Source organism: Tetzosporium hominis, from assembly GCF_002265435.1.
Lineage (GTDB): Bacteria > Bacillota > Bacilli > Bacillales_A > Planococcaceae > Chryseomicrobium > Chryseomicrobium hominis.
Genome location: NZ_NOKQ01000286.1, coordinates 1 through 239 on the forward strand (window position 1 = coordinate 1; position 239 = coordinate 239).

A 239-nucleotide genomic window follows, 5' to 3' on the forward strand; every position below is an offset into this window, starting at 1 on the left:
CGCCTTGATAATAGACTTGGATTTTGTAAAGGCGCTCTAGCACTCGAAATGACAATCGACATTATTGCAGCTGCCGCAGACAATATTGCTTGTACCTTTGACCGAAACTCTCCAAATTTAGCTGCCGCTCACGATACAAAACTTACAAATCCGGCTTTAATGCTTGCCCATACCGCAGTAAAAAACACGGATATAGCCGAAAAAATATCGATCCTTTATCCTAGATCTGAAGAGCGTCT

At 42.3% G+C, this 239-nt stretch carries 1 protein-coding gene; it reads left to right on the forward strand.

All coding sequences use genetic code 11. From position 1 onward, the window contains the following. The coding region (locus CF394_RS15980; protein ID WP_207761731.1) for a hypothetical protein at window positions 1–239 on the forward strand (239 nt) is incomplete at both ends.